Source organism: Pelagibacterium mangrovi (assembly GCF_036662815.1).
GTDB classification, from domain to species: Bacteria; Pseudomonadota; Alphaproteobacteria; order Rhizobiales; family Devosiaceae; genus Pelagibacterium; species Pelagibacterium mangrovi.
Genome location: NZ_JBAFXA010000001.1, coordinates 297,431 through 317,709, shown reverse-complemented (window position 1 = coordinate 317,709; position 20,279 = coordinate 297,431). Strand labels below are relative to the sequence as shown.

Annotated in this window: 18 protein-coding genes; 6 read left to right on the top strand and 12 right to left on the bottom strand. The window is 63.8% G+C overall.

Going from position 1 to position 20,279, the window contains the following annotated elements:
* Window positions 1-40: 40 nt before the first annotated feature.
* Window positions 41-1,039 (bottom strand): UDP-glucose 4-epimerase GalE, encoded by a 999-nt coding sequence (gene galE, locus V4T21_RS01565; RefSeq protein ID WP_332712072.1) that lies wholly within the window; start codon window positions 1,037-1,039, stop codon window positions 41-43.
* A gap of 129 nt (window positions 1,040-1,168) precedes the next feature.
* Between galE and galU the strand changes: the two genes are divergently transcribed.
* Window positions 1,169-2,065: a UTP--glucose-1-phosphate uridylyltransferase GalU gene (galU, locus tag V4T21_RS01560; protein ID WP_332712069.1), complete on the top strand. Its 897-nt coding sequence runs from the start codon at window positions 1,169-1,171 to the stop codon at window positions 2,063-2,065.
* Here the strand turns inward: galU and V4T21_RS01555 are convergent.
* The 5 genes from V4T21_RS01555 to V4T21_RS01535 form a co-directional block, all read right to left on the bottom strand.
* Complete coding sequence (locus V4T21_RS01555; protein WP_332712067.1) at window positions 2,049-3,458, bottom strand: outer membrane beta-barrel protein; 1,410 nt, start codon at window positions 3,456-3,458, stop codon at window positions 2,049-2,051. The two genes, galU and V4T21_RS01555, sit on opposite strands and share 17 nt — an antisense overlap.
* Window positions 3,459-3,557: 99 nt before the next feature.
* The gene (gene hemH, locus V4T21_RS01550; RefSeq protein ID WP_332712065.1) at window positions 3,558-4,580 is read right to left on the bottom strand and encodes a ferrochelatase; all 1,023 of its coding nucleotides are present in this window, start codon (window positions 4,578-4,580) and stop codon (window positions 3,558-3,560) included.
* Between the two features lie 130 nt (window positions 4,581-4,710).
* Window positions 4,711-6,306: a HoxN/HupN/NixA family nickel/cobalt transporter gene (locus tag V4T21_RS01545; RefSeq protein WP_332712062.1), complete on the bottom strand. Its 1,596-nt coding sequence runs from the start codon at window positions 6,304-6,306 to the stop codon at window positions 4,711-4,713.
* 3 nt (window positions 6,307-6,309) lie between these two features.
* The gene (locus V4T21_RS01540) at window positions 6,310-7,212 is read right to left on the bottom strand and encodes a LysR family transcriptional regulator (RefSeq protein ID WP_332712060.1); all 903 of its coding nucleotides are present in this window, start codon (window positions 7,210-7,212) and stop codon (window positions 6,310-6,312) included.
* 12 nt (window positions 7,213-7,224) lie between these two features.
* Window positions 7,225-8,010 carry a creatininase family protein gene (locus V4T21_RS01535; protein ID WP_332712057.1) on the bottom strand — a complete coding sequence of 262 codons (786 nt, stop codon included), beginning with the start codon at window positions 8,008-8,010 and terminating at the stop codon, window positions 7,225-7,227.
* A 240-nt stretch (window positions 8,011-8,250) separates the two neighbouring features.
* On the opposite strand from V4T21_RS01535, the gene V4T21_RS01530 reads away from it, so the two are divergent.
* Window positions 8,251-8,676 carry a winged helix DNA-binding protein gene (locus V4T21_RS01530; protein ID WP_332712054.1) on the top strand — a complete coding sequence of 142 codons (426 nt, stop codon included), beginning with the start codon at window positions 8,251-8,253 and terminating at the stop codon, window positions 8,674-8,676.
* Window positions 8,677-8,829: 153 nt separating this feature from the next.
* Here the strand turns inward: V4T21_RS01530 and V4T21_RS01525 are convergent, their stop codons facing one another.
* Entirely contained in the window at window positions 8,830-10,419 is a 1,590-nt protein-coding gene (locus V4T21_RS01525) for an L-aspartate oxidase (protein ID WP_332712051.1), read from the bottom strand.
* Window positions 10,420-10,509: 90 nt separating this feature from the next.
* Complete coding sequence (gene nadA / locus V4T21_RS01520; protein WP_332712049.1) at window positions 10,510-11,577, bottom strand: quinolinate synthase NadA; 1,068 nt, start codon at window positions 11,575-11,577, stop codon at window positions 10,510-10,512.
* Between the two features lie 136 nt (window positions 11,578-11,713).
* Between nadA and eda the strand changes: the two genes are divergently transcribed.
* The 4 genes from eda to modB all read left to right on the top strand — a co-directional run bounded on the left by eda (window position 11,714) and on the right by modB (window position 14,203).
* The gene (gene eda / locus V4T21_RS01515; protein WP_332712046.1) at window positions 11,714-12,349 is read left to right on the top strand and encodes a bifunctional 4-hydroxy-2-oxoglutarate aldolase/2-dehydro-3-deoxy-phosphogluconate aldolase; all 636 of its coding nucleotides are present in this window, start codon (window positions 11,714-11,716) and stop codon (window positions 12,347-12,349) included.
* A 42-nt stretch (window positions 12,350-12,391) separates the two neighbouring features.
* The gene (locus tag V4T21_RS01510; RefSeq protein ID WP_332712043.1) at window positions 12,392-12,718 is read left to right on the top strand and encodes a winged helix-turn-helix domain-containing protein; all 327 of its coding nucleotides are present in this window, start codon (window positions 12,392-12,394) and stop codon (window positions 12,716-12,718) included.
* 73 nt (window positions 12,719-12,791) lie between these two features.
* Complete coding sequence (gene modA / locus V4T21_RS01505) at window positions 12,792-13,523, top strand: molybdate ABC transporter substrate-binding protein (RefSeq protein WP_332712040.1); 732 nt, start codon at window positions 12,792-12,794, stop codon at window positions 13,521-13,523.
* Window positions 13,520-14,203 carry a molybdate ABC transporter permease subunit gene (gene modB, locus V4T21_RS01500; RefSeq protein WP_332712037.1) on the top strand — a complete coding sequence of 228 codons (684 nt, stop codon included), beginning with the start codon at window positions 13,520-13,522 and terminating at the stop codon, window positions 14,201-14,203. Before modA ends, modB begins: the two co-directional genes overlap by 4 nt.
* Window positions 14,204-14,303: 100 nt before the next feature.
* On the opposite strand, the gene V4T21_RS01495 is transcribed toward modB, so the two are convergent.
* The 4 genes from V4T21_RS01495 to V4T21_RS01480 all read right to left on the bottom strand — a co-directional run bounded on the left by V4T21_RS01495 (window position 14,304) and on the right by V4T21_RS01480 (window position 20,172).
* Window positions 14,304-15,647, bottom strand: coding sequence for an MFS transporter (locus tag V4T21_RS01495; protein ID WP_332712034.1), 1,344 nt, complete (start codon window positions 15,645-15,647; stop codon window positions 14,304-14,306).
* A 268-nt stretch (window positions 15,648-15,915) separates the two neighbouring features.
* Window positions 15,916-16,485: a hypothetical protein gene (locus tag V4T21_RS01490; RefSeq protein ID WP_332712029.1), complete on the bottom strand. Its 570-nt coding sequence runs from the start codon at window positions 16,483-16,485 to the stop codon at window positions 15,916-15,918.
* Window positions 16,486-16,563: 78 nt separating this feature from the next.
* Complete coding sequence (locus V4T21_RS01485; RefSeq protein ID WP_332712026.1) at window positions 16,564-17,523, bottom strand: carbohydrate kinase family protein; 960 nt, start codon at window positions 17,521-17,523, stop codon at window positions 16,564-16,566.
* Window positions 17,524-17,721: 198 nt separating this feature from the next.
* Window positions 17,722-20,172: a heavy metal translocating P-type ATPase gene (locus tag V4T21_RS01480; protein ID WP_332712023.1), complete on the bottom strand. Its 2,451-nt coding sequence runs from the start codon at window positions 20,170-20,172 to the stop codon at window positions 17,722-17,724.
* Window positions 20,173-20,279: the final 107 nt, after the last annotated feature.

Sequence of the window (20,279 nt, the reverse complement as noted above, 5' to 3'; positions counted from 1 at the left end):
CTTTTTTAGTCCAAATCGATCGACGCCGAAAGCGGCGGGCTCAAAGAATGGAAGGACGGTCGTTTCGAGTATCGAGATATTTTTCCCAACCATAGGCCATCTCCACGATCCCCGCGAGATCGTCGAAACGCGGCTGCCAGCCCAGCGCCCGAATACGGTCGGCACCGGCAACGATCGAAGCCGGATCGCCGGGACGCCTAGGGCCGTGCTCGACGGGGAAATCGATGCCGGTGACCGCCTTGACCGTCGAAACGACCTCATCGACCGAAAAGCCGCGCCCATAGCCGCAATTGACCGTCAGGCTCTCGCCGCCCTTGCGCAGATGGTCGAGCAGGATTCCGTGGGCGGCAACCAGATCGGAAACATGAATATAGTCGCGCACGCAGGTGCCGTCGGGGGTGGGATAATCGTCCCCGAAAACGTTCATCTTTTCTCGGTGGCCGAGCGCGGTCTGAACGGCGACCTTGATCAGATGGGTCGCCCCTGCCGCCGATTGGCCGGAGCGTTTTTGCGGATCGGCGCCCGCTACGTTGAAATAGCGCAGCACACCATAGGTCATGGGGTGGGCCGCCGCCACATCGGCCAGCATCCACTCGCTCATCAGCTTGGACTTGCCGTAAGGCGAAACCGGCGAGAGCACGGCCTCCTCGGAAACCGGTTCGAGCCCCACCATGCCATAGACGGCGGCGGTGGAGGAGAAGATGAAATGCTTGACCCCGCCCGCAACACAGGCGGCAATCAGATCGCGGGTGTTGGCGGTGTTGTTTTTGTAATATTTGAGCGGATTTTCAACCGATTCGGGGACGATGATCGATCCGGCGAAGTGGATGACCGCCTCGATTCCATGCTCGGCGATCAGCCGTGTGACCAGCTCATTGTCGGCGACATTGCCCTCCACCAGTTTCACCCGATGATCGACCAGCCAGGGAAAGCCAGTGGTAAGATTGTCGAGCACAACCACGTCTTCGCCGGCATCAGCGAGATGGAGAACCATGTGGGAACCGATATATCCGGCTCCGCCCGTGACCAGAATAGCCATGATCTTTGTCCAAGCCTGTTGAATTGTCGCTCCCCACATAGCGGAAGCGGCATGAAACCGTTACCCCAAACTTGCATTAAGTCATTGAAACTGTCTTAGCTTATTGCGCGCACATCCAAGGAGTATCCAGTGGTTCGCAGAGTCCGTACTGCCGTCTTTCCCGTTGCCGGCCTTGGCACCCGTTTTCTTCCCGCCACCAAGGCCATGCCCAAGGAAATGCTGACGGTCGTCGACAAGCCTGTCATCCAGTACGCCGTCGATGAGGCCCGCGAGGCAGGCATCGAGCATTTCGTCTTCGTCACCGGCCGCAACAAGGGCGTCATCGAGGATCATTTCGACCGCCAGTTCGAACTCGAATCCACCCTCGAGGTTCGTGGCAAACATGAAGCGCTCGAACAGCTTCGCCGCGAACTGCCCAAGGCGGGCCAGACCAGCTTCACCCGCCAGCAGGAGCCGCTCGGGCTCGGTCACGCCGTCTGGTGCGCGCGCGATATCGTCGGCCGCGAGCCGTTCGCCCTGCTCTTGCCCGACATGATCTTCAAATCCGAGCGCGGCGTCCTCAAGCAGATGATGGAGGCCTATGAGGAAACCGGCGGCAACGTCATCGCCGTCGAGGAAGTGCCCCATGAGGAGGTGTCCTCCTATGGCGTGGTGGCGCGCGGCGAAGGCCCCGATACCGGCTTTTCGATCAGCGGGATGGTGGAAAAGCCCAAGCCCGAGGACGCCCCGTCCAATCTGATCATCTCGGGCCGCTACATCCTGCAGCCGGAGATCTTCTCACTTCTTTCAGAGCAGACCGTCGGCGCGGGCGGAGAAATCCAGATCACCGACGCCATGCGGCATCTGATGGACATGCAGCCCTTTACCGGCGTCAAATATGATGGCCGCTCATTCGACTGCGGCTCCAAGATCGGGTTCCTGACGGCCAATGTGGTCTTCGCGCTTGACCGCGAGGACATCGCCGATGCGTTCATGAAGGAACTCAAGACCCTGACCGGCGATATCCCGATCAGTATCGAAGACTGATCCCGCCGCTCACGCGATGCTCGTCTCGATCGGCGATCGCGGCGCCGGGATCTTCGCGCAGGCCATATTCGTAATCGAGCGTCGCGCTGGTGTGGGCGCCCAGGACCAGATCGGCTCCCGCCCCGGCAGTATAGAGCCGGCTGGCCGGTGTGCCGTCCTTGGGCGCCAGCCATTCCATGCCGGCGGCGGCGCGCAACTCGAGCCATGAATTGGCGGCATGGGTCAGCTCAACCCCGGCAAGGTAATTGGTGCTGGCCCCCGCTTCCCCCTCGCCCGGCGATAATTGGGTTTCAAGGCTGGCGCGCAATTGCGTGGTCGCCGTTGGCCGGTAGCCGATGGCGGCACCATAGAGCCAGCTTTGCGCGTCCGCGAGGGACCCCGCCTCATAGACACGCCAGCCCGAGCCCAGTGAGGCTTCGAGCGTCACCACATCGTTCCAATTGGTGGCCACCCCGGCGCGCAAGGCGAAATCATTGCCGGTGCGGCTGACGCCCAGATCACGATCGGCGGCATCGAAAACCGTGCGCCCCAAATCCCCCTGCCCGAAGATTTCCAGCACCGGCGTCAGTTCATAGCCCACGCGCAAGCCGCCGGCGTAGCGGGTAAAGCTGTCACCCGAATTGTCGATCTCGGTGCCGTCGATGCGGGTCGAAGCACCCACCCATTCGCGGCTGAACCCGAGCGTACCCGTGGCGTTGAGACGCCCGAAACGCTGGGTATAGGTGGTTCCGACGCTCCCCGCGACCGTCACCGGCGCGGTGGCAAGGTCCATCTCATCGACGGTCAACCCGGCGGCATCGTCCTGCACCAAGGCCAGATCCGTATTAAAGGCGAGGCCCGCCGAGGGCGATAGGCGATGGACGGTGCCTGCCGAAACGCTGGCCGAGCCGACGCGTGGATCGGACGATTGCGGCTGGATGAGGCTCGCCGAGGCATCCAGCGAGAAATCGGTAGCCCCCGTCGAGCGCGAAACGCTTACATCCGGAATCGCCAGCATCTCGAAGCGCTCATCCGAAACACTCCGCACATAGGCGCCGCGCAGGCTGATGCCGTATTCGAGCTCGCGTGCGTTCGGCGTCGGAGCGGGTGCTGGGGGCGTAGAAACCGTCGATGTCGCAGGCTCCATTGCCGGGACCGTGGCGGTTTCCACGTTCATGGCCGGCGCGGGAGCAAGAGCCGGCTGCGTGGGCAGCGCAATGGGAGCGGCGGCGAGATGGGCGGGAGGGAAATCGCACAACGTCCCCGCCGGGCACCCCATGCCGAGCGAGCCGCGCAGCAGATCGGGGTTGTCGGTGCGCGACCCGTCCCCTTGCGCAAATCCGGGCGAGGCGCCGGCAAACGCCCCGCCGACGGCCACGATCAGGATGGCGATGCTGTGCGCGCGTATGCCCAATTGCCCCGAAATCCAAAGGAAACGGAGCGATTCAAAGCGCGCTCCCTGCTCAGGACCGAAGCTTGCAACTTATAGTTAACAAAGCCTTAAATTAGGGCTTTAAACCCAGCCGGAAAGCTCGCGGCGAACGATGGTTTCGATCATCGCAATGCCATCGGGGGTGTCATTGAGGCACGGGATATAGGCGTAGCGCTCGCCGCCCGCGTGCGTGAATTCCTCTTCCCCCGTTATGGCGATTTCCTCGAGGGTTTCGATGCAATCGGCCGAAAAGGCCGGCGCGAGGATCGCGACCTTCTTGATCCCCTTCTCCGGCAGCGATTTCAGCGTCTCGTCGGTATAGGGTTGCAGCCATTCGGTGGGTCCGAAACGGCTCTGGAAGGTGACCATGAGCTTTTCGTCCGACCAGCCGAGCTTTTCACGCACCAGCCGCGTGGTTTCATGGCATTGCCAGTAATAAGGGTCGCCCTTTTCGAGATATTCCTTTGGCATGCCATGATAGGAGGTAATGACCACGTCGGGAGTAAAGTCGAGCGCCTCGACGCCCTCCTTGATCGATTTCGCCAGCATTTCGATATAGATATCGTCGGCGAAATAGGCCGGAACCGTGCGCACGGCGGGCTGCCAGCGGATATCCTTCAAAGCCAGGAAAGCCTTGTCGTTGGCGGTTGCCGTGGTGGTCGCCGAATATTGCGGATAGAGCGGGAACAACAGGATGCGGTCGCAGCCCTGGGCGTGCAGCTTTTCGATGGCGCTCTGAGTCGAGGGGTTGCCGTAGCGCATGCCGTATTCGACGATAACGTCTTCGCCCGCCATCGCCTCTTGCAGCTTTTCGGCCTGGGCGCGGGTGATAACCCTAAGCGGGCTCTCGTTTTTTTCCTTGTCCCAGATGCGCGCGTAATTGGCGCCGGTCTTTTGCGGGCGGAACGAAAGGATGCCCAGATTGAGAATCGGCCACCACAGCCATTTCGGCGTTTCGATGACGCGCGGGTCGGACAGGAATTCCTGGAGATAGCGGCGGACGCTCCAGTAATCGGTGCCGTCGGGTGTACCGAGATTGAGCAGCAGAACGCCGATTTTTTGTTGTTTTACAGCGAGATGATCGAGCGGCAATTGGGCGTTCATCGGAATCCTGACGACACTGATGTGAGGCATTTGTTATGTTGGGCGCACAATAGCGCCAATGGCCGGCGGGGCAACACTTTGGCTTCGGAATGCGGCCATTTGCCCAGCTTTTAAGGGGGATTTACGCCGTTTAGAGACTGGCGAAAAGCAGGATCATGCCGAACGCCATGACCAGCAGCGCGCCGGCCAGCTCGATCCACCACAAGACCGAAGCGCCCAGCGTGCCGCCGCCGGTGAGTTTGAGCGCGCCGCCCTTGAGGAAAACGGCGAGCGAGGCGAGGGTGGCGACAGTGATCGCAGTGCCTAACCCCATGAGAAATGTAGCGAAAATTCCCGCGAGCAACAGGTTCTGGCTCAACGCGAACACCAGCACCACCAGCGCCCCCGAGCAGGGACGAAGCCCGACCGAGACGATGACGCCGAGCGCTTCGCGCCAGTTGCCGTCGGCCTGTTGGGGGGTGACCATGTGGTGATCACAGTCATCGTGGTGGTGGTGATGACCGCCATGATGGTGGTGTTGAACGGTGTGTGCATGGCCGTGTTCACCGCCCTTGCCCCAGTTGACGATTTTTCGCGTCGCCAGCCACGCCCCGAGCAGGGCGACCATGCCGTAGGAGACGATTTCGATCCACCGCGCCGCCTCGCTCATGGCGATCGAGGTGAGACGCAAAAGACTGGCGGCGACGAGGATGAAAACCACGGCGACGACCGATTGCATCATGGCCGACAGAAAGCTCAGGACGATGCCGCGCCGCAACTGGCGTTCGCTGGCCAGAACGTAGGAGGAAATCACCACCTTGCCATGCCCCGGTCCTGCGGCGTGGAAGACGCCGTAGAGAAAGCTCAGGCCGCCCAGCACCCAGAAGGCGTTGCCATCCTGATGCAGCGCGCCGAGCGCATTGGTCATGGCGCGGTAGAAATCGCGCTGCTGAGCGGCGATCCAGCCGAAAAATCCCCCCTGCGTGGGAACCAGGGACACTTCGGCGGGTGGAGCGGAGAACGGGGTGGCCGGGCGCTGGGCGGCGACGGTTTCGATGGCGTCGAGCGCCGTGGCCGGCGTTCCCGCCGGACAGGTGACGGTCACGAGATTGGCCAGGGCGCGGGCCGCTTCGCGCAGGTTTTCGGGCAACTCGGTCACTTCCGGCCCGAGCATCCACAGCGCCTCTTCCAGTTCCGGATCGATCGGCTGGGGCTCTTTCGAGACCACCGAACACCCCTCGGGCGCACCCACCAGGGTAACGGAATCGGCGGCGGGGAAGGTGAAGGCGGCGTAGTATCCGGGATCGCCCACCTCGATATCGTAAATGCCGCTGACGCGCTGGGGCTCGGCGAAATCCATGGTGAAGGAGAGCGTCACCTGGCCGTTCTCATAGACCATGGAGGGATCGCGCGCCCCGCCGACGGTCGCGTGACCGTCGAGCCCATCGGGATCGCCGAAGGTGTAGTAGGAATAATAATCCAGCCCTTCGATATTTTCATTGGCCAGCGGCTGAAGCTCGGACTGGGTCAGGATGCCGTCGCCATCGGCATCGAGCCCCTGAGTGGCCCAGGCGGAAAAATACTGATCGAACGTCCAGTGATGGCGCATGCCGGAGATGGCGCCGTTTTCGAACAGCACCTCGCCGGCCGCATCGATCCAGACGTGAGGATGGGCCATGGCCGGCCCGCCCAGGGCGAGAGCGGTAACCAGGACTGCGCCGGCTTTTTTGAGCAGGGGTGCAAACATCGCTCAGGTATTGACCGGGTGGATTGCGAACCAATCGACGAGGAAATCGATCAACGCCCTCACCTTGCCCGACAAATGCCGGCGATGCGGATAGACCGCCTGCAGGAAGGGCCGTTGCGGCAGAAAATCGGCAAGAACGGGCACCAGCTCCCCCCTTTCGATGGCCGTACAGGCCAGGAAACTCGGCAGTAGCGCGAAACCGAGGCCTTTTTTTGCGGCAACCAGCGCCCCCATCGGCGAATTGACGCGGACCGGGCCATCCACATGCACGGTGAGCGTGCGTCCCTCTTCGACGAACTGCCAGTTGGCCTGCCCCGTCATGGCGGTATCGACCACGCAAGGCACGCCCTTGAGCGCCTCGGGGGTTTTGGGCATGCCGTGGGCCTTGATGATCTGCGGGTTGGCGCACAGCATGACTGAGGTTTCGGCGATTTTGCGGGCAATGAGCGAGGTGTCGCTCATCTTCGAGATGCGCAGCGCCACGTCGATCCCTTCATCGACCAGATCGACCATCCGGTCTTCGAGCCGCAGATCGAGGGTGACGTCGGGATGCAGGCGCGTGAATTCGAACAGCGGTTCGAGCAGGGTCGACTCCCCGAAATTGCGCGGCGCGGAAACCCGCAGGACGCCGCGCGGGGCGGCGGACTGCTCGGTGATCGTGGCGTCCAGATCGTCGAGCTGGGAAAGGATTTCCCTGACCTCGCGATAATAGGCCTCGCCCGCCTCGGTAAGGCTGAGCTTGCGCGTTGTACGGTTCATCAGCCGCACGCCCAGATAATCTTCCAGATCGGTGACATATTTGGAGAGCAGCGCCTTGGACCGCCCGTGGATGCGCGCGGCAGCCGAAAAGCCGCCGGCGTCGAACACCTGCACGAAAGCACGGATACGGGCGAGGTCCTGGGTCATGGCGTGTCCTTGTTACCGCAGCCAAGAAAGGTCGAACCGGGCGACATCGTCAAGCAATTGGGCAAAGCCTGCGTGAATCTGATCGGCCAGCAAAGCCCCCTGCTCCGCCGTGGCGATGGTCGCATCGCCTGCAACCCCTTGAGGGTTGAGATCGGAACTGAGCCAGCCGAACCGGTGCCGGCCCGTGGCGGAAAGATGGGTCATCTCACTCTCGATGGCCGCAAAAAACGAGGGGAAATTTTCAGCTTTGGCCATATCGACAAGATGGGGCGCGAAATGGAGCATCAGCGCGGTTTCGATGGCGCCGCCATGGATGCCGTATTTGCGCTCGTCATGGGTGTAGAATTTTTCGAATTGGGCAAACCGCATCCAGGCGGTGCCCACCGCGAGCATTTCAAGCTCGGCGCGCGCCGTAAGGATCAGGCTGTCGACCACCGCCGTGTTGCCGCCATGGCTGGAAACGACGACCAGCCGCCGCCCTCCGGCCCGGGCCAGGGTTTGGGCGATGGCGAACCAATCGGCGAACAGATCGGCTTCCTCGCGGCTTTGCGTGCCCGGCGCCCAGAGGTGCTCGCGCGACGCACCGATCCTCTGGATGGGCAGGACGACAGCGTCGATAGCGCTGGAGAGATGGGACCCGAACGCATCAAGATGGCCTTCGGCAATGTCGCAATCGGTGGTGACGGGGAGATGGGGGCCATGCGCCTCGGTGGCCGCGACCGGCAGGATGGCGATGGTGCTTGGGGTGAGCCCAAGGCCGGACAGCGCTTCGATCGATGTCACACGCGTGAGCGGCAAGAAACGACTCCGGCGAAATTTACAGTGCTTATGAGCCTTATAGCGCGCCGGGAGCGCGAACAAGCATGCACCAGCCAATTAACTTTTCTTCCAAAGGCGATTCGACGGAAGGCCGGGATTTGGGTAGAGCATTACATCGTTTAACGGAAACGACGAAATGCTCTAAGCTCTTGTTTTGTCGCGCTTCCGAACCGCAAAAGTGGGAGCCACTTTTGCTGAAAGCGCTCTGGATCGATACCCATGTCCAAATCCGCCGCCGGCTCGACGCTCTACCGCCTGATCGAGGCGGGCCAACTGGCCCGGCAGGCCCTGCTCGCGCCCCTGGCGGCGCGGGGTTTGGAGGCTGGCGACGACGCCGTGCTGCTCGGGCTTTCCGATCCGGCCGGGGCGACGATGGCGGCGCTCGTTGAATTCACCGGCCTGGCGCCCGAACAGCTCGACGCGCGGCTGGCCCGGCTCGAGGACCGCGATGTGCTGCTGCGGCTGGCCGTGGGGCCGGAAATGGAACCGGGCGCCCGGCTGAGCCAGCAGGGCCACGCCATGCGCCGGGCGATCGAGGAGCACTGGGCCCATCTCGATGAGACGATCGCGGAAGATCTCGGAGAGAAGCGCCATCGGCACCTGCGCAAGGGGCTTAAGAGGATCGTGGAGATGCTGGGGGGATAGGCCCCGGGGGTGGTTGTTTCGGCAGGCGCACACTGGATTCCGGGAACAAGTCCCGGAATGACAGGGTGGGGGTAAGGCAATGCCGTGCCACAACAAACCACTGTCATTCCGGGACTTGTTCCCGGAATCCAGCAGCAGAGCGTCCTCTTGTCCCTACGCCTCCGCCCGGATCGCGCGGGCTTCGGCCAGCGTCATTTCAGTGTGCGTCTGCCATTGTGTGCTCGTCTGAGGGAAATCCGTGCGGAAATGGCCGCCGCGGCTTTCGGTGCGTTTGAGCGCGGCGGCGGCGACAAGGGTGGCCGATGAAATCATGTTGAGATAGGCGCGGGTGACTTCCAGCGCGGTTTCTTCCAGGTTCAGCAGGGTGCGAAGGGCGCGTTTGAGGCCCTCGGCATCGCGCTCGACGCCCACATCGGCGCTCATGGTGGCGCGGAGGTCCTTGACGGCCCTGAGATTGCGCAGCACCTCCTCGGCGCGGGCGCCCTTTTCCGCGTCCCAGGCGATGCCGGCGAAATCGGGGAGCGGGCGACGGCGGGGTTCGAGGCCGGAGATGTCCTCGGCGATGCGGGCGCCATAGACGATGGCTTCGAGCAGGGAATTGGAGGCCAGCCGGTTGGCGCCGTGCAGGCCCGTGCAGGACGCCTCGCCGCAGACCCACAGGCCCGGGAGAGACGAGCGGCCGTCCTCGTCCACCTTGACGCCGCCCATGTGGTAATGGGCGGCAGGGGTGACGGGGATGGGATCGGTGACCGGATCGATGCCGGCGGCCTGGCAGTATTGGACGACGGTGGGATAGGCCGAAACGATGCGCGCGCCCAGCGCCTGGCGCGTATCGAGAAAGACCTTTCGGCCCCTCTGGATTTCCCTGAAATTGGCGCGGGCGACGATATCGCGCGGGGCGAGCTCGGCGTCGGGGTGGATGGCTTGCATGAACCGCTCGCCGAGATCGTTGACGAGGATGGCGCCTTCGCCGCGCAGGGCCTCGGTGGCGAGCGGGGCAGGATCGCGGCCGGTGAGGATGGCGGTGGGGTGGAACTGGACGAATTCGGGATCGGCGATGATGGCGCCGGCGCGGGCAGCCATCCCCATGGCGTGGCCGCGCACCGATGGCGGGTTGGTGGTGACGGCGTAAAGCCCGCCCAAACCGCCGGCGGCCAGCACCGTGGCGCGGGCGCGGATGAAGACCGGCTCCACATAGCGGTCGCCCAGCCGGCGGCAGAAGACGCCGACGATGCGGCCATCGGCATGGGCGAGATCGACCGCCGTGATGCCTTCGAGAACGCGGATGGAGGGAGTTTGGCGCACCTTGGCGATGATCGCCTGCATGATGGCGTGGCCGGCGCGGTCGCCGGAAACCCGCACCACGCGGTTGGCCGAATGGGCCGCCTCGCGCGAGAGGACGAACTGGCCCAGCGCGTCGCGATCGAACGGGGTGCCCCAATTGGCCAGATCGTCGATGCGGGCGGCAGCTTCCCCGGTGACCGATTCGGCAACGCCGTGATCGACAATGCCGGCGCCGGCCATTTCGGTATCGCGCGCATGGGCGTGGGCGGTGTCGCCCTCGCCAACCGCGGCGGCCACCCCGCCCTGCGCCCAGGCCGAGGAAGCGCCCGAGCCGAGCGGCATGGGGGAAAGGACGGTGACCGGGCGCGGGGCCAGCTTGAGGGCGCAGAAGAGGCCCGCGAGGCCCGCGCCGACGATCACCACGCCCTCGGCGTTGAAGACGTTATCGAAGATGTCCAAGGCGTGTTCCCCCGTTCCCGTTGCACTTTTCGAGGCTATGGACCCTCGGGTCAAGCCCGAGGGTGACGAGGGGAGAGGCGCAGGCCTTTTTCAGCTCCGGCTGGTCGAATAGGCGATCATCCGTTCGACCGAGGCGCGGGCGGGGTCCATCAGTTCGGGGGCGATGGTGACTTCCTCGGTGCCGGTGTGCAGGCTCCAGAGGATGTTTTCGAGGTTGATGCGCTTCATGTGCGGGCAGATGTTGCAGCCGCGCAGGAACGAGACGCCCTCGGTTTCCGCCGCCACGTTGTCGCTCATCGAACATTCGGTGACCATCACGACGCGGCTGGGCTTTTCGCTGCGCACCCAGTTGATCATGCCCGAAGTCGAGCCGGCGAAATCGACAACGTCGATCACCTCGGGCGGGCATTCGGGGTGGGCGATGATCTTGGCGCCGGGATAGGCCGAGCGCAGTTCGGCGATGTCGTCGGCGGTAAAAGTCTCGTGCACCTCGCAGGCGCCGGCCCAGGTGATGATCTTTTTTCTGGTCTTTTTGGCCGTGTTCTTGGCCAGGTACTGGTCGGGAATCATGATCACCGTATCGCCCTCGACCGCCTCGACGATATCGAGGGCGTTCGAGGAGGTGCAACACACATCGGTGACCGCTTTGACCGCCGCAGAGGAATTGACGTAGGTGACGACCGGCACGCCGGGGTATTGCGCCTTCATCGCCAGAACGTCGGCGGCGGTGATCGAGGAGGCCAGCGAGCAGCCGGCGCGGCTGTCGGGGATCAGGACGGTCTTTTGCGGATTGAGGAGCTTGGATGTCTCGGCCATGAAGTGGACGCCGCACTGGACGATGGTGTCGGCCTCGACCCGCGTGGCCTCGACCGCCAGTTGCAGGCTGTCGCCCACGATGTCGGCGACCCCGTAATAGATCTGCGGCGTCTGGTAATTGTGGGCGAGGATGACAGCGTTTTTCTCGCGCTTGAGCTTGTTGATCTGGAAGATCAGCGGCGCATAGAACGGCCATTCGATCTCGGGGATACGGTCCCTGACCTTTTCGAAAACCGGCCTTGTTTCCTTTTCGATCGCCTTGGAGAATTTGAGATCGAAATCGGCAGCGAGAACGGCGCGCGCTTCATCGATGGGGGTGATGGCGTTGATCTGCTGGAGCATAAAAGGCGTCCCCGCGCTGGTCCGGTGGCACGACCGCCTGGCCGCGGGGATGACTTAGGGAGTTTTGGTTCCCAATTCAATAAAGCCCGTGCTAGAGCACGATCAGCATTTGTGTAAGATCACGGAGAACCCACACATGGCCCAGGATACGGCGAAGCTTGCAACCCTTCTTTCGGCGGCGCCCGTGATTCCGGTCATCATCCATGACGACGTCGCCTCGGCCCGCGACCTCGCCGAAGCGCTGGTGGCGGGTGGGCTGGTCAATATCGAGGTGACGCTGCGCACGCCGAACGCGCTCAAGGTCATCGCGGAAATGGCCAAGGTGCCGGGCGCCGTCGTGGGCTCGGGGACCGTGCGCAAGAAGGACGACATGAAGGCATCGGCCGATGCGGGCTGCCAGTTCATGGTGTCGCCCGGCGCGCCGGTGCGGCTGCTCGAGGACGCCGAGGACATCTCCATTCCCCTGCTGCCGGGGATCGCCTCGCCCACCGAAGCCATGGCCGCATCGCTGTTGGGCTATGGGTATCTCAAATTCTTCCCCGCCGAGGCGATGGGCGGGGTGCCGGTGCTCAAATCCTTCGCTTCGCCCCTGGCGGATCTGAAATTCTGCCCCACGGGCGGCATCGATATGGAGAAGGCCAAATCCTATCTCGCACTCCCCAACGTCGTTTGCGTCGGTGGGTCATGGACAGTGCCCTCCGATGCGATCGCGGCGGGGGATTTCGACACCATCCGCAAGCTGGCGACCGAAGCGGCCCAGCTTTCCGCATAAATGCGGCGCCCGGTCCCAGCTTCCGGTCTTGGGCACTTAAGGATGGTGCTCGACGAGGATTTCTACATGGGACCGGGGCGGGCCGATCTGCTCGCCGGGATCGAGGCGACGGGCTCGATCGGGGCGGCGGGCAAGGCTATGGCCATGAGCTACAAGCGCGCCTGGAGCCTGGTTCAGGCGCTCAATGAAGGGTTCGGCGCTCCGCTGGTCGAAACCAGCCGGGGCGGCTCGGCCCAGGGCGGTGCCTCCCTCACCCCGGCGGGGCGCGAAGTGCTGGCGCGCTATCGGGCGATGGAGGCCAAAACCGCCGCCGCCATCGCCGACGATCTTGAGGCCATCAAGGGCCTGCGCCGCGATATTTCTGGCTGAACATATCGGTTGCCCGGATAGGACCGGCGTGCGAAGCTCGATGTGGTTTATCAAACACATCGAGGGGATATCCATGCGCTTTTCGCTCACGCTTTTCGCGGCTCTCGCCCTGGCTTTGCCCGCCAGCGCGCAGGACGCGCAGATCGCCGTGGCCGCCAATTTCACGGCAGCCGCCGAGGAGCTGGGCACAGCTTTTGCGCAGGAAACCGGACAGGACATCGGCTTTTCCTTCGGGGCGACGGGGCAACTTTATGCGCAGGTGACCCAGGGCGCGCCGTTCGACGCGTTCCTTTCCGCCGATGCAGCGACCCCCGCCCGGATGCTGGACGAGGGGCTGGCGGTCGAAGGCTCGGGTTTCACCTATGCGGTGGGGCAATTGGTGCTGTTTTCGACCGATGCCGATCTGGTGACGGGGCCGGAAAGCCTCGAGGGCGATTTCGCCCAGCTCGCCATAGCCGAACCGGCGGCCGCCCCCTATGGCGCCGCCGCCGTCGAGGTGATCGAAGCGCTGGGGCTGACCGAGGCGCTGACCGACAAGCTGGTGGTGGGCCAGAACATTTCCCAGACCTATCAGTTCGTCGACACCGCCAATGCCGAACTGGGGTTCGTGGCGCTTTCCCAGGTGATCGGGCGCGATGACGGGTCGCGCTGGGTGGTGGATGGAAACTTTTACGAACCCATCACACAGGACGCTGTGCTGCTGACCGACAATGAGGCGGCGGCGGCGTTTCTCGACTTCGTGAGATCGTCCGATGCCGCGCGTGAGATTATCGCCTCCTATGGCTATGGATTCGCCGGCGAGTGAGCCTTTTCGCGGACATCTGGCCGGCGGTCAGGCTTACCCTGACGCTGGCCGCGACGACGACCGTGATCCTGCTGCTGATCGGCACGCCGATCGCCTGGTGGCTGGCGCGGTCGAAATCGCGCTGGACGGTGATCGTCAACGCCGCCGTGGCCCTGCCGCTGGTGCTGCCGCCCACGGTGCTGGGGTTCTATATGCTGATCCTTCTCGGCGTGAACGGGCCGGGCGGCTGGCTGGCCCCGCTCTGGGGCGCGCGCACGCTGGCCTTCACCTTTCCCGGACTGGTGATCGGCTCGGTGTTCTACTCCCTGCCCTTTGTCGTCCAGCCGCTGCGCAACGCCTTTATCGCCGTGGGGGACGATCCCATCGAAGCCGCCCACACGCTGGGGGCGAGCCGGTTCCAGACCTTCCTGCGCGTGGCGATGCCGCTGGCCCGGCCTGGGTATCTGACAGCCACGGTGCTGGGGTTTTCCCATACGGTGGGCGAATTCGGCGTGGTGATGATGATCGGGGGCAATATTCCGGGGCGCACCAAGGTGCTTTCCATAGCGATCTTCGATTATGTCGAGCAGTTGCGGTGGACCGAGGCGCACATCATCGCCTTCGGGCTTCTGGTGTTCGCATTCCTGACGCTGGCGATCACAATGGGGGTGGATCGGAAGATTTCGCGGGTGCAGCCGTAGAGCTTGATATTCGGGTATTTCGTTGGATTTGGCCGTCTCTTGCTTTGTCGTTCTCCGCAAGCTCGGCGCACCCCTCATCCGACCCGGCTTCGGGCACTGCCTAAGCCGGCTTTGGCCCCTCGGTGGTCTCCACCTCGGTATCCGGTTGGCCGGCGTAGAAGGCTGAGAGCTGGCGGTAGGGGCGGGAGTTGAGGGCCATGATGGTGACGAGGACACCGACAAAGCCGGCGACCGTAAAGACCAATGCGATGCCCCGATCCGGGCCCGTGCCGAACCAGCCGCCGATGGTGTCCGCGCCCGTGCCCTCGGTCATGAAGGGGATGACCACGAACTGGGTGTAGGGACCGATGAGGAAAGCGGTGAGCGGGGACGCGGCCTGTTCGATGGATTGGGCAAAGCCGAAGACGCGGCCCTGGCGTTCCAGCGGCACGACTTTTTGCAGCGTGGTGTGCTCGGCGGCCTCGGCGAAGGGACCCAGGAACATCCAGACGAAACAGCCCGCCGCCAACAGCCAGATGGACGATTGCAGCGTAAAGACGCAGCAGACCGACCAGGTGATGAGATTGACCAGCAGCAGGGTTTTGAGAGGGTTCTTGCCCAGGCCGATCCGTGAAATCAACAGGCCCGAGGCGATGAAGGCCGTCGAGAGCACGCCGAACAGCAGGCCCCAGACTTCGACCGGGACCAGCGACAGCCCATAGGCATCGAGCAGCGCCATGAAGATGCCGCCCAGAAAATTGTTGAAGGTAGCGAAAAAGATCAGCGCGAACAGGCCCGGCACGGCGGCAATCACCGCGATGGTGCCGGCGATGTCGACGCGCTTGGGCTCGGCCGGCTGGCCATCGACGGGCACCGGGCGCCCCTCGTTGAGGCGCAGGAAGAACAGGTGAAAGAACACCAGCGCCGTGGCCGCGATGGCGAGCATGAGTACCAGATACATGCCGCCCCAGGCAACCAGGAACCCCGAGATGACCGAAGTGGTCAAAAACCCGATGCCGGTGACCATGCCGACAAGACCGTTTGCCTTGTCGCGCTCATCCTCGGGGATCATGATCGTGACGATGATGGGCAGCGCGATCGAGCGGATATTGCCCGCGATCACCCCGAGCATGACGACGAGGACGAACACCCAGAGATAGGGGCTGAAAGCATCCGAAAACGCTCCCTCGGGCTCGAGCAGCACCATGGCGATGGCGGCGATGTAGAAGACAAACGAGACCAGACTCGACCCCATCATCGCCAGCCGCTTGGAATTGTGATCGACGATGGCCCCGAGCCAGATGCCGAAGGCAGCGGTGAACACGAGGAAGATGCCGGCCACCATGCCCGTCGCGAACACCGACTGGGTCTCGATATAGATCCAGAAGGTGATGGCGAACCAGACGGTGAAATTGGTGACGTTGGCAACGAGGTTGTTGCCCAGAATCTGGTTGAAGGGGCTCATGGTCCGGTCCTTTGCGAGGGGCGAGCCTAATTGGCGCCATTGAGGCAGGCAATCGCGATTATTTTAGGGTGAAACCGGACTTTCGGTCCGGTTTTCGAGGCAAGGACGGATGAGGGTGGGGGATTCCGACAGGGGCGATTGGGAAAAACGCAGAGTGCGGCGGTTGGTGAGGCGCTGTAGCTGGATTCCGGGAATAAATCCCGCAATGACATGTTGGGGTCGGATGATTTCTTCGATCATCGCCAACTGGGAAAGCAGACAGCGGCGCCTACCCCGCCGGCACGATGTCGCTGACCGTCTCATCGATATGGGGCGTGTCCGAGCCGCAGGCGAAATTTTCGGCCATTTGGTCGGCCAGTTGCCGGGCCGCCTGGTTGGCGCCTTCCGCATGGGCGTCGATGAAGCCGAGGGCGCAGGCGCCGCCGCCATCGGGCTGGCCGACGCGGGAGACGACGAGGATCTGGCGCGACCAGTTGCCGTCGATATCGGCGAGGAACCAGCGCTGGATGGCCGCGACGGGGGTTTCGACGTCACGGTCGATCCGCACCCGCCATTCCACAGTGCCATTGGCGTAGTTGAAGGGCGAAAAGGTCGACATGCCCGAATCGGTGGCAAAGCCGTAGGTGACCGATTCCCGCCCATCGGTGTAGCGGACGACGAAGGGATAGCCCGCATAGCCCGGGCAGACGAAATCGACCCAATCGCCCTCTCCTTCGAGCGAGCGCCCGATGACGCTGCAATCGGCTTCGAGATCGTATTCGGTGTATTCGCTGACCGTCTGGGCCATGGCCGGGGCGCAGGCAAGGCAAAGGGCGAGAGTGGCGAGGAGGGCTTTCATGGGCACTGATGTCCGTGTGTGGCGCAAACGATCGGCGGCAATATTGGCCCTCCAATCCGGCAGCAATGTGCCAGCCGGTTACAGACGCGCCAGCACCGCTTCGACCTCGGCGCGGGTGGGCGGATTGCAGCCCGCATGGGCGCAATTGAGGCCTGCCGTAACCGCGCCGAAGGTGAGGATTTCCCCCAGCGCGCCGGCATCGAGGCTGCCGATCTTGCCCTTTTGCAGCGCGCCGCGCTCGGACAGCGCCGTGAGGATGCCGGCCATCAGGCTATCGCCGGCCCCTACCGTGTCGCCGAAGGTTTGGGGACGATAGATCGCGGCGCGCGCCTCGGCGCCAGCGGTGAAGGCCCGCGATCCGTCCTCGCCCTGGGTGACGACAACGAGTTCGACATTGGGGCGGGCGAGAAGGTCTTGCGCGTGTTCCTCGATGGATTTGGCTGGATCGAGGGCGGCGAGGTCTTCGTCGGAAACCTTGACGATATGGGCGAGATCGAGGAACGCGCCGAGGCGCTGCTTGTAGCCGGCGAAATCGGAGATGAGGCTGGGGCGGACGTTGGGATCGATGGAGAGGACCGCGCCGCGCGCCGCCACGGACTTGACCACATCGAGCCAGATTGCCGAATCCTCGGGTTCGATGGGCAGGAACCCGCCGATCTGGAAGAGATCAATGGTTTGCGGTAGCGCTGCGCGCAGCTTTTCGCGGGAGATGTCGCGCTCGGCGGTGCCCTGGCGATAAAAGGCGTAGGCGGGCAGGCCCCTGGCGTTGCGGGTGACGACGGCGAGCGTCGTGTTGCAATCGGACCGTTCCTCGACCAGCGGGACGACGCCGGCGGCGGTTAGCGGGGCCATCAGCAGATCGCCGAAGGTGTCTTTGGAGATGGGGCAGAGAAAGCCGGTGGGCTGGCCCAGCTTCGCCAGCGCTATGGCGCAGTTGTAGGGCGAGCCGCCCTCATGGGCGCCCATTTCCAGCGTGCCGCCGTCCTTGCTCGGCTTGGCGACCAGATCGATGAGGCTTTCCCCTGCGACAACGAACATCAATGCCCTCCCCGGCTGGCGCGTCGGCGCTTCTCTATACGCTCGGCGGGCATTCGCCAAGATGGTGGGCGGATGCTTGGGGATTATCGAGGGCGGTTCGCGTGGAAACTCAGCGCACCCCTCATCCGACCCGGCTTCGCCGGCCCACCTTCTCCCTCGAGGGGAGAAGGGGTGCTGAGGTTGTGGAAGCTTTGGAGCCTAAAGCTTGATCCCGCGCAGCCGCAGGGCGTTGGCGATGACCGAGACCGAAGACAGCGACATCGCCGCCGCCGCGAACATGGGCGAGAGAAGCAGGCCGAACACCGGATAGAGGACACCGGCGGCGACCGGCACGCCCAGGGTGTTGTAGGCGAAGGCAAAGAACAGGTTCTGCTTGATGTTGGAGAGCGTCGCATGGGCCAGTTTTCGGGCCCGAACGATGCCGTTCAACTCGCCGCCGACCAGCGTGATCCCGGCGCTTTCCATGGCGACGTCGGCGCCCGTGCCCATGGCGATGCCCACATCGGCGGCGGCGAGGGCCGGGCCGTCATTGATGCCGTCGCCGGCCATGGCCACCGTCTTGCCGTCGGCTTTGAGCTTTTTGACCAGCTCGAGTTTATCCTCGGGCATCACCTGGGCGAAAACCTCGTCGATCCCCAATTGCCGGGCCACGGCCCGCGCCGTGCCTTCGGCATCGCCGGTGGCCATGACGATTTTGACCCCATCGGCATGAAGCGCATCGAGGGCGGCTTTGGCTTCCGGCTTGATCGGATCGGCGACGCCGACGACGCCGATGACCGACGTGCCGCGCGTCAGATACATGGCGGTCTGGCCTTCCGCGATCCGTGCATCGGCGGCCGAGCGCAGGGCGTCGGGCAGCTCAGCGCCCACTGTATCGAGCAGGCGCAGATTGCCCAGGGCGACCGGTTCGCCATCGTCGGTGCCCGAAATGCCCATGCCGGTGTGGGAGGCGAAATTTTCGATCCGGCGACCCGAAACACCCTTTTCACTGGCGCCGGCGACGATGGCCTCGGCGAGCGGATGGGCCGAGCCCTGTTCGAGGCCCGAGGCGAGGGCGAGGAGTTCTGCTTCCGAAACGCCATCGACCCTGTCGACGCCCACCAGCTTGGGCTTGCCCATGGTCAGCGTGCCGGTCTTGTCCACGATCAGCGTATCGACGCGGGCCAGGGTTTCGAGCGCGCGGGCCTCGCGCACCAGAACGCCGGCCTGCGCGCCCCGGCCCGTGGCGACCATCACCGACATGGGGGTGGCAAGCCCTAGCGCGCAGGGGCAGGCGATGATCAGCACCGAGACGGCGGCGATCAGCGCATAGACCATGGCCGGCTCGGGGCCAAAGATCGACCAGACGATGAAGGCGATGATGGCGACCACCACCACGGCGGGCACGAAATATTGCGCCACCTTATCGGCCAACGCCTGGATGGGCGCGCGGGTGCGCTGGGCCTTGGCGACCATCTCGACGATGCGCGAGAGCTTGGTTTCCGCACCCACCGCGTCGGCACGCATCAGGAACGTGCCATTGCCGTTGAGCGTGCCGCCGGTGACCGCATCGCCCACGCTCTTTTCGACCGGCAGCGGCTCACCCGTGAGCATGGATTCATCGATCCCCGAATTCCCCTCGATCACCTCGCCATCGACGGGCACGGCATCGCCGGGGCGGACGCGCAGGATATCGCCGGACTTGACGTTTTCGAGCGGCACATCGTGCTCGTGACCGTCATGGACGACCCGCGCCGTCTTGGGGGCGAGATCGAGGAGCGCGCGCAGGGCGGAGCCGGTCTGCTCGCGGGCTTTGAGTTCGAGCACCTGGCCGGCAAAGACCAGGGTGATGATGACGGCGGCGGCCTCGAAATAGACCGGCACCGAACCGCCCATGTGCCTGAAACTCATGGGGAAGATATCGGGGAAGACAGTCGCGACCACCGAGAACGCAAAGGCCGCGCCCACTCCCATGCCGATCAGCGTCCACATATTGGGGCTGCGGTTCTTGAGCGAGGACCAGAAACGCTTGAAGAACGGCGCCGCCGCCCAGACGACGATGGGGGTGGCAAGGATCAGCTCGGCCCATTTGGCCGTGGTCTCCCCGATCCAGTCGCGGATCGGCAGGCCGACCATCGGCCCCATGGCGATCAGCAGGATCGGCACTGTAAGGGCGGCGAAAACCTTCAGCCGGAACGAGAAATCGACGAGTTCGGGATTGGGGCCGGCATCGGTGGCGGGTACGCCCATGGGTTCGAGCGCCATGCCGCAGAGCGGGCAATCGCCGGGGTGGTCCTGGACGATTTCCGGATGCATGGGACAGGTATAGAGCGTGCCTTCCGGCATGGGTTCGGGCGCGGGGCGATCGCCCAGATAGGCGGCGGGATCGGCCTCGAACTTTTCCTGGCAGCGGGGCGAGCAGAAATAGAATCTTTCGCCCTCGTGCCTGGTCATGAATTTGGCGTGGGCGCGGTCCACGTCCATGCCGCAAACCGGGTCCTTTGCAGTGAGATACGCGTCCGGATCGGCCTCGAACTTCTCCTTGCAACCCGGATTGCAGAAGTGGAAATCCTGCCCCTCATGGGTTGCGTGGTGGCTGGCGGTCGCCGGGTCCACAATCATCCCGCACACGGGATCGCGGGTGATGGCGGCGGGACTGGTTTCGGACATGAAGGGGCCTTGCTGGATGGTCGATGTCTTTCATCGTCACTTTACGATGAAAGGCGCAAAACGGCAACCTTTGCGGTAGGCGGTCATTTCTTTTAAGTATTTTTCCC

Bases quoted from the DNA above. Each gene is read 5' to 3' on its own strand.
- galE (WP_332712072.1), bottom strand. From the start codon at position 1,039: ATGGCTATTCTGGTCACGGGCGGAGCCGGATATATCGGTTCCCACATG.
- hemH (WP_332712065.1), bottom strand. From the start codon at position 4,580: ATGAACGCCCAATTGCCGCTCGATCATCTCGCTGTAAAACAACAAAAA.
- V4T21_RS01545 (WP_332712062.1), bottom strand. From the start codon at position 6,306: ATGTTTGCACCCCTGCTCAAAAAAGCCGGCGCAGTCCTGGTTACCGCT.
- V4T21_RS01540 (WP_332712060.1), bottom strand. From the start codon at position 7,212: ATGACCCAGGACCTCGCCCGTATCCGTGCTTTCGTGCAGGTGTTCGAC.
- V4T21_RS01530 (WP_332712054.1), top strand. From the start codon at position 8,251: ATGTCCAAATCCGCCGCCGGCTCGACGCTCTACCGCCTGATCGAGGCG.
- nadA (WP_332712049.1), bottom strand. From the start codon at position 11,577: ATGCTCCAGCAGATCAACGCCATCACCCCCATCGATGAAGCGCGCGCC.
- eda (WP_332712046.1), top strand. From the start codon at position 11,714: ATGGCCCAGGATACGGCGAAGCTTGCAACCCTTCTTTCGGCGGCGCCC.
- V4T21_RS01510 (WP_332712043.1), top strand. From the start codon at position 12,392: ATGGTGCTCGACGAGGATTTCTACATGGGACCGGGGCGGGCCGATCTG.
- modA (WP_332712040.1), top strand. From the start codon at position 12,792: ATGCGCTTTTCGCTCACGCTTTTCGCGGCTCTCGCCCTGGCTTTGCCC.
- V4T21_RS01495 (WP_332712034.1), bottom strand. From the start codon at position 15,647: ATGAGCCCCTTCAACCAGATTCTGGGCAACAACCTCGTTGCCAACGTC.
- V4T21_RS01490 (WP_332712029.1), bottom strand. From the start codon at position 16,485: ATGAAAGCCCTCCTCGCCACTCTCGCCCTTTGCCTTGCCTGCGCCCCG.
- V4T21_RS01485 (WP_332712026.1), bottom strand. From the start codon at position 17,523: ATGTTCGTTGTCGCAGGGGAAAGCCTCATCGATCTGGTCGCCAAGCCG.
- V4T21_RS01480 (WP_332712023.1), bottom strand. From the start codon at position 20,172: ATGTCCGAAACCAGTCCCGCCGCCATCACCCGCGATCCCGTGTGCGGG.